General features: G+C 33.9%; 6 protein-coding genes and 1 pseudogene. 4 read left to right on the top strand and 3 right to left on the bottom strand.

Annotation, left to right across the window (positions count from 1 at the left end):
- Window positions 1-101: 101 nt before the first annotated feature.
- Window positions 102-575: a DUF4188 domain-containing protein gene (locus KI356_RS22460; protein WP_212936508.1), complete on the bottom strand. Its 474-nt coding sequence runs from the start codon at window positions 573-575 to the stop codon at window positions 102-104.
- Window positions 576-1,176: 601 nt separating this feature from the next.
- On the opposite strand from KI356_RS22460, the gene KI356_RS22455 reads away from it, so the two are divergent.
- Both KI356_RS22455 and KI356_RS22450 read left to right on the top strand, forming a co-directional pair.
- Window positions 1,177-2,307, top strand: coding sequence for an LPXTG cell wall anchor domain-containing protein (locus KI356_RS22455; protein ID WP_212936507.1), 1,131 nt, complete (start codon window positions 1,177-1,179; stop codon window positions 2,305-2,307).
- Window positions 2,308-2,829: 522 nt separating this feature from the next.
- Window positions 2,830-4,179 carry an FAD-binding oxidoreductase gene (locus tag KI356_RS22450; protein ID WP_212936506.1) on the top strand — a complete coding sequence of 450 codons (1,350 nt, stop codon included), beginning with the start codon at window positions 2,830-2,832 and terminating at the stop codon, window positions 4,177-4,179.
- Between the two features lie 75 nt (window positions 4,180-4,254).
- Here KI356_RS22450 and KI356_RS22445 read toward each other — a convergent pair whose 3' ends face one another.
- On the bottom strand, window positions 4,255-4,926 hold the full coding sequence (locus KI356_RS22445) for an ABC transporter ATP-binding protein (RefSeq protein WP_002199952.1): 672 nt from the start codon (window positions 4,924-4,926) through the stop codon (window positions 4,255-4,257).
- Window positions 4,926-5,990: an ABC transporter permease gene (locus KI356_RS22440; protein WP_002146730.1), complete on the bottom strand. Its 1,065-nt coding sequence runs from the start codon at window positions 5,988-5,990 to the stop codon at window positions 4,926-4,928. The genes KI356_RS22445 and KI356_RS22440 overlap by 1 nt, the downstream gene beginning before the upstream one ends.
- 181 nt (window positions 5,991-6,171) lie before the next feature.
- On the opposite strand from KI356_RS22440, the gene KI356_RS22435 reads away from it, so the two are divergent.
- Together KI356_RS22435 and KI356_RS28750 are read left to right on the top strand one after the other, a co-directional pair.
- Window positions 6,172-6,798, top strand: a complete 627-nt coding sequence (locus KI356_RS22435) for an ArsR/SmtB family transcription factor (protein WP_212936505.1) — start codon at window positions 6,172-6,174, stop codon at window positions 6,796-6,798.
- A 69-nt stretch (window positions 6,799-6,867) separates the two neighbouring features.
- Window positions 6,868-6,964 (top strand): annotated as a pseudogene (locus tag KI356_RS28750) (MFS transporter); the annotation flags it as partial.

Below are 6,964 nucleotides of genomic sequence, written 5' to 3'. Positions count from 1 at the left end.
CTTTTGAAAATAAAGAAAAAACACTCTAAGATGCCTTTCTCCTACTTCATTTTTCATATCAATAGAGGATTTTCATCAGTTTGAATATTGAATATTGAAAATTATTCATTCATTCTTTTTTTAGCAGTATTAGTATCTTGAGATACTGGTATGTGTTCGGTAGCTCTAGATAAACCTGTTTTTGGCATATTAACATAGATTGCTTCAGAAGCACCTTTTTCTATTTGATAGGTTTCGTGAAAAACACCGACACTCCCATTATCTTTAATCTTATTATTGTATGATTTCCAAGCATATGAATGGTTTTCTCCGTGAGCATAGTTTACTAATTCGTCGAATCCCTTCCAGTATTGAATTAAAATTACTTTTCTCCAACTAAATAAGAATTCTGTATGTAAGAAACCCCATTGTGGGTTTTGATACAATTCTTTAATCATAGGTCCCATAGCGTTAAAAACTGGTATCCACTTCCAAAACTTTAATAGGTTATTAATACGCATACCAATAATAAAAACAACAAATTCTTTATCCTTGCTATTGGCTATATGTCTGCCGTTAAAAATTTTAGCACCCACTTTAATCCCCCTTTTTTTACTGAACATAAATAATGTGCAGCTCCCAAATAAACCATAACACTTTCCCATGAATTTTCCAATTACTTTAACGTAGATTATAAAAGGCTACGCTTAGCAATAAAAGGTATATGTTTCCCGCCTTTTTTATTATTAACAGCTATCATTGATATTTGCCCTAGATATCTCCTTTTCACTAGGAACCTTTCCATACTTCAGGGCTTTTTTAAAGCTTCAAATAATTGTTCTTTATGCTTCACCTCGAAAGGAATAAACGAAATTAAATTTCCTTCTAGATATATCTATTTCAATAATCATAGTATTGCTGCCTCCGTTCTAAACAGAATATTTTTTAGTTCATTCGAGTTAAGACAACATCACAACACACTCCTTCGCATTTTTTGCAAGATTAGCGTTCAAACAAAACTGATCAACTCCCCTACTCTATAAAGTAACTAATAGATTTTTAAAATTACATAATCACAGATTATTATGCAAATACTTCCTCTGGGCATCACACATGGTATATAATGATATAATAATTTATTTTTATATGCTCAATTTTACACAATAGAGTTTATTCATAGGAAAGAGGTACAAAAATATGAAAACAAAACAAACAATCGCTGCGTCTACACTAGCTTTAGCAATGATTGCGGGGTCTACCCCTACTCATGCAGAAGTAAATGATGCTACTCCCCAGCAAAGTACTGGAGATCGATTAGCTGAAATTAAGCAACATAAACAAGAGTTAGATGCGAAATTGCAGCAGCACAAAGAAAATGTGGATCAAACGTTAAATGAACTTAACCAAGTTAAGCAAACTGTCGATGAAAAAGCGAATGAACTACATCAACATAAACAAGTTGCTGATGAAAAAATCGGTGAAATTAAACAACATAAACAAGAGTTAGATGCAAAACTTCAGCAAGACAAACAAGTTGCTGATGAGAAAATCGCTGAAATTAAAGAGCATAAAAAGCAAGTAGATGACAAAGTTGCTGAAATTAAAGAACATAAGCAAACTATCGATACAAAAGTTAATGAAGTTAAAGAACATAAACAAACTGTCGATGAAAAAGTGAATGAACTTAAGCAGCATAAAGAGAACATCGATCAAAAAGTGAATGAACTTAAGCAGGTAAAAAAACATGTAGATGAAACATTAGCTGAGTTAAAGATAGCGAAACAAACTGCTGAGGATAAACTTGCTGAAATTAAAGAAAACAAGCCGAGTACTGGTAACACGTTAGAAGAACTGAAGAAAATTAAAGGGAATTTAGATAGTCTTTCATCTAACTTAGAACTAGCTAAACAAGATGTGAAAAATAAACTAGCTGAGTTACAAGAAGCTAGACAGACCTTAGAAAATAAATTGAACGAAATCAAACAAGCGAAACAAACTGTTTCAGACGATTTAACACAGAAAAAACAAGACTTAGATATTAAAATAAATGATTTTAAACATACTGAGAAAAAAATTGATGATAAATTAGCTGAGTTACATACAACGCAGCAAAATGTAGATAACAAGATTAATGAAGTATCACAACCTAAACAAACGACAGCGAATAATAACAGTACTAATGTTCCAGCGAAAAACAATGCTAGAGAACTTCCTAACGCTGGTAGTGAGCAATCAAGTAATATGGCTTTAGGAATGTTATCTGTCTTAGGCGGCGTTCTATTACTTACGCGTAATAAAATTAAAAAAGTTTTTATAAAGCAATTATAATTTATATTATATAATCTACTGTCTCTTCTTTAAGACCATTGCATCAGCTTCTTAAAGAAGAGACTAAATATAGATAAGTTTATGAACTAGCTATTCCTCTAAATTTAGATTCTCTCTCTCCGCATATCATTTGTTGTAAAAGCAAACCTTTGCATTATGATAATCCCCTGAAAGCAAATATATATCAATTATTTTTATCCAATTTCAAACTTATATTATTTCCTTATGCTTTAACAAAACTAGAAACTTTCACTCATACTGTAATTCCCCTAAGTCATGCTGATAGGGAAATGTACAATTCTTTAACAATGTTCACTCTCAATTCATACACTACTAATAGAACTTGTGTAGCAATAACATTTTCCAAATCAGCTAGACTGCCACACATTCAACCTCTACTAGTGCCTACAGGATATTTTCATCCTCCCTCTCATAAAGTCTTTATTCTTCTAATTACTACATGACCATGTTCCATTGCTACATTAGAACGACATCTATAAATATTTATAAGGAGTGAAATACATGGGTTCAACAAAACTCACAGGACGGGTAATTTATAAAGGAGACCCAGGCTATTTAGAAGCTATTAAGAATTGGAATCCTTACGTTGATGTCTTCCCCCTCGTCTTTGTTTTTGCACAAAATTCATATGATGTCAGTAACGCCATTAAATGGGCTCGCGAAAATCATGTTCCCTTACGTGTCAGAAGCGGTCGGCATGCGCTAGATAAAAATCTTTCTGTAGTAAATGGCGGCATTGTTATCGATGTAAGTGATATGAACAAAGTTAGTTTAGATAAAAAGAATGGTATAGCAACCGTTCAGACTGGAATTCACGTCGGTCCACTTGTAAAAGGACTAGCTAGAGAAGGTTTTATGTCACCGTTTGGAGATAGTCCAACAGTTGGAATTGGTGGCATTACAATGGGTGGTGGATTTGGAGTAGTCTCACGAACAATCGGTCTAATAAGTGATAACCTTATTGCTTTAGAAACAGTAGATGCGACAGGTCGAATCATTCAAGCAGATCCATGTTGCAATAAAGATTTATTATGGGCTTCTAGAGGTGGTGGTGGCGGAAATTTCGGATACAATACTGAATATACATTGAAGCTTCACCGTGCCCCTAATACTGCCACAGTCTTCAATATCATTTGGCCATGGGATCAGTTAGAAACTGTTTTCAAAGTCTGGCAAGAATGGGCTCCTTTTGTAGACTCACGATTAGGATGCCTACTTGAAATTTACAGCAAAATAAATGGACTTTGTCATGCAGAAGGTATTTTTTTAGGTTCAAAAAACGAGCTTATAAACTTACTAGAACCTTTAACAAGTGCTGGAACTCCAACACAAATTGTTATAGAAGAATTACCCTACCCAGCCGCTATAGATTTCTTAGATCCTGATGAACCAATCCCTGGTCGATCTGATCAAAGCGTTAAGTTTTCTTCGGCTTGGGCACTTAACCTTTGGCCGGAAGAACCTATTTCAATTATGAAACAATTTTTAGAAGAAGCTACTGGAACAGAAGCTAATTTCTTTTTTATTAATTGGGGAGGTGCTATAAGTAAAGTACCGAGTAGTAAAACAGCTTTCTTTTGGCGTAGCCCATTATTTTATACGGAATGGACTGCTAGCTGGAAAGACAAATCCGAAGAAGCTGCAAATCTAGCATCAGTTGAAAGAGTACGCCAACTAATAAAACCTTATGTAACTGGTTCTTATGTTAATGTTCCAGATCAAAACATCGAAAATTTCGGACAAGAATATTACGGATCAAACTTTGCTAAACTTCGGAAAATAAAAGCAAAATATGATCCCGAAAATCTATTCCGTTTTCCACAAAGTATACCACCCTCTTCCTCTTGTTAATGTATGACAAAATAAATAAACACTCTTTAATGTAAATAAAAAAGGAACTCTTACAACCGTAAGAGTTCCTTTTTATCATACCAATTTCCCATCTCGAAGCGTCAATATACGATCACATACATCAAGCATTCTTTCATCATGTGTAATCATAATTGCTGCTTTTTGGCTTTCTTTCACTTCACGTTTCATCATTTCCACGACTTCACGTGCGCGTTTTGAGTCTAAGCTTGCCGTTGGTTCATCTGCTAATATTAAATCTGGGTTGTTCATGAACGCACGAGCGATTGCTACCCTTTGTTTTTCTCCACCAGATAGTTGATTTGGATAATGATTTTTTCTTTCTCCTAATCCAAATGCTGCTAATAAGTGATCCGCACGCTTTTCAGACTCTTGTTTGTTGTCTTTTTTAAGCTTTGCAATGTAAAGTAATTGTTCTTTTACATTTAAATATGGAACAAGATTTGCGAATTGGAAAATGAAGCCGATTTTTTTCAAACGAATGTCTGTCATTTCCTTTTCTGATAATTTCGTAATATTTTGTTCACGAATGTAAATATCCCCTTTTGACGGTGATAGTAAAGCACCCGCGATTGATAATAATGTACTTTTCCCTGATCCAGAAGGACCAACGATTCCGATAAATTCTCCAGCTTTCAAATCAAGCGACATCGGATGAAGGGCTGTTACTTCAGTATTCCCTTCTCCGTACACTTTACTTACTTTGTCTAATTTTAATAATGAAGTCATTACATCCCGCCTCCAATTGCTTCTAATGCATCAACTTTTAATACTTGATATAACGAAATAAGTGTTCCTAAAATACTAATTACGATAAAGATTGCTGCATATTGTGCAATCATCGGTGTTGTTAATAAGAACGGCATACCTGCTGGTAAAATTTGTTCTAACCCTTGTACAAGGACAATGCTGATTATCATCGCCACAACTGATAAGAATAACGCCTGTACGACTAAACTATTTGCTAAATAAGAATTTTTCGTACCGATTGCTTTTAATACACCCAATTGCTGTGTTTTTTGTAATGTAATTACGTAGAAGAATACACCAATTAGTAACGCTGCGATAACAAGTAAGAACGCAATAATCATCGTTAATGTTCCTTGTTCTTCTTTAAATCCTGGAATACTTTGTAATACTTCTTTTTTGTCGATAACATGTGCATTTTTAATGTCTTTATCTGTATTAAGCGCAATTGCACTATAATCTTTTTGATTTGGTTGAGAGATAGAGCCCCATACGTCTTCATTTACATAAACGACTGGTGTATGGCTAAACATTTGATCTTTCGTAAATCCAACAATTTTAAATTCTTTCTTTGAAACAGGATCAATAATTGTATCTCCAATATCGATTCCTTTTTCTTTAATTGATTCATCAGCAACCATTTCGTTGTTTGCTGTACCTAATTTCTCACCTTTTACAATTTTCGGTTCTAAAAATGAATCGCGTTCACTTGAGAAAATAGCGACATCCACTTTTTTTGAACTATCTTTCTTTTCATAAGTTGAAATTTTTACACGAAACGGAACGGCCTCTTTCTCGCCTACTTGATTTACTACGTTATCTACATCATCTTGCTTAATTTGTGAACGAAGTAATTTATTTTCCGCATCATCTGCTAAAACGAACTTATTTGCCTCCATATTTTGAATCGATGAAGCATTATCATATGATAATCCATTTGCTAATCCTGAAATGACAAGGACTAAAAATGATAATAACACCATAATAAGTCCGATTAATCCGTATCTTAATTTTGATTGTTTTAATTCACGCAGAGCTAAAAACATTTCGCTCGCTCCTTCCTATTACTTTCTATGCACTTATAATAAAAAAGAAATATGAACGGAATATGAACAGAAGATCAAAAATTAAAGATTAAATTTTCTGAAAGTATTGAAAACAAATAGAATCCTTGATACAATTCAGTCAAATAATCTTGACCGAGTAATTTCATTTGAGGAGTTGATCATGTTGAAGCCCATGTTAACACTAACTACTTATAGCCAACTAAAAGCGATAAGCGATCCACTACGTGCCGAAATGATGATGCGTCTATGCGAACGTCCTTATACAGGACAACTGCTATCTGAGAAATTCGGCCTTTCAAGGGCTAAAATTCATTATCATTTAAAAGAATTAGAGAAGAATGGCCTTATAGAAATTGTATATACGGAAGAAAAGAATGGCATCATTCAAAAGTTTTATCAATCTGTCGCTAAAGGCTTTACCCCTGCCGCAGAACTATTACCTCATTTAGAAATATTAAGCGAATCCGGTCGCCAAATCTTTTTACAAATGACGGAAATGACGAAAAGCCATATTCTCGCTGCACCGGAAGAAGCTTTTATATTACGAAAAGTAAGTGAAGACCCAGCTGAATGGAATTACGTTTCATCTTGCTGGGAGTTTGATGCTACGCCAGAACAATTTCAAGTTTGGGTGAAAAAGTTTCATGAATTGATGTCTGAATTAAATGAAATCGCAAAAGACGGGGATAAAGATCCAAATAGGAAATCTTATTACATTTCTACTACTGCACTACAAATCGACGAACGAGCAATGCAGCGCTTTGTGAAAAAAGAAGAAAAATCGTAATACGATTTTTTTTACACAAACGGTTAAATTTATTTTACCGAATAAATTTATTATAAAGGAGTAGATAAAGTGGACGTATTAAAAAACCGGAATTTCCTCTTATTATTTTTAGGGAGAATTTTTCCAAACATAGGAGATAGTTTGTATTATGTAGCAGCGATGTGGC

It is taken from the genome of Bacillus hominis (assembly GCF_018332515.1).
In the GTDB taxonomy this organism is placed as follows: Bacteria; Bacillota; Bacilli; order Bacillales; family Bacillaceae_G; genus Bacillus_A; species Bacillus_A hominis.
Note: the sequence above shows the minus strand (reverse complement) of the source record. Positions and strands in the feature narration are given on the sequence as shown.

Excerpts from the sequence above, each read along its gene's own strand:
- KI356_RS22435 (WP_212936505.1), top strand. The coding sequence starts at position 6,172 with ATGTTGAAGCCCATGTTAACACTAACTACTTATAGCCAACTAAAAGCG.
- KI356_RS22455 (WP_212936507.1), top strand. The coding sequence starts at position 1,177 with ATGAAAACAAAACAAACAATCGCTGCGTCTACACTAGCTTTAGCAATG.
- KI356_RS22450 (WP_212936506.1), top strand. The coding sequence starts at position 2,830 with ATGGGTTCAACAAAACTCACAGGACGGGTAATTTATAAAGGAGACCCA.
- KI356_RS22440 (WP_002146730.1), bottom strand. The coding sequence starts at position 5,990 with ATGTTTTTAGCTCTGCGTGAATTAAAACAATCAAAATTAAGATACGGA.
- KI356_RS22445 (WP_002199952.1), bottom strand. The coding sequence starts at position 4,926 with ATGACTTCATTATTAAAATTAGACAAAGTAAGTAAAGTGTACGGAGAA.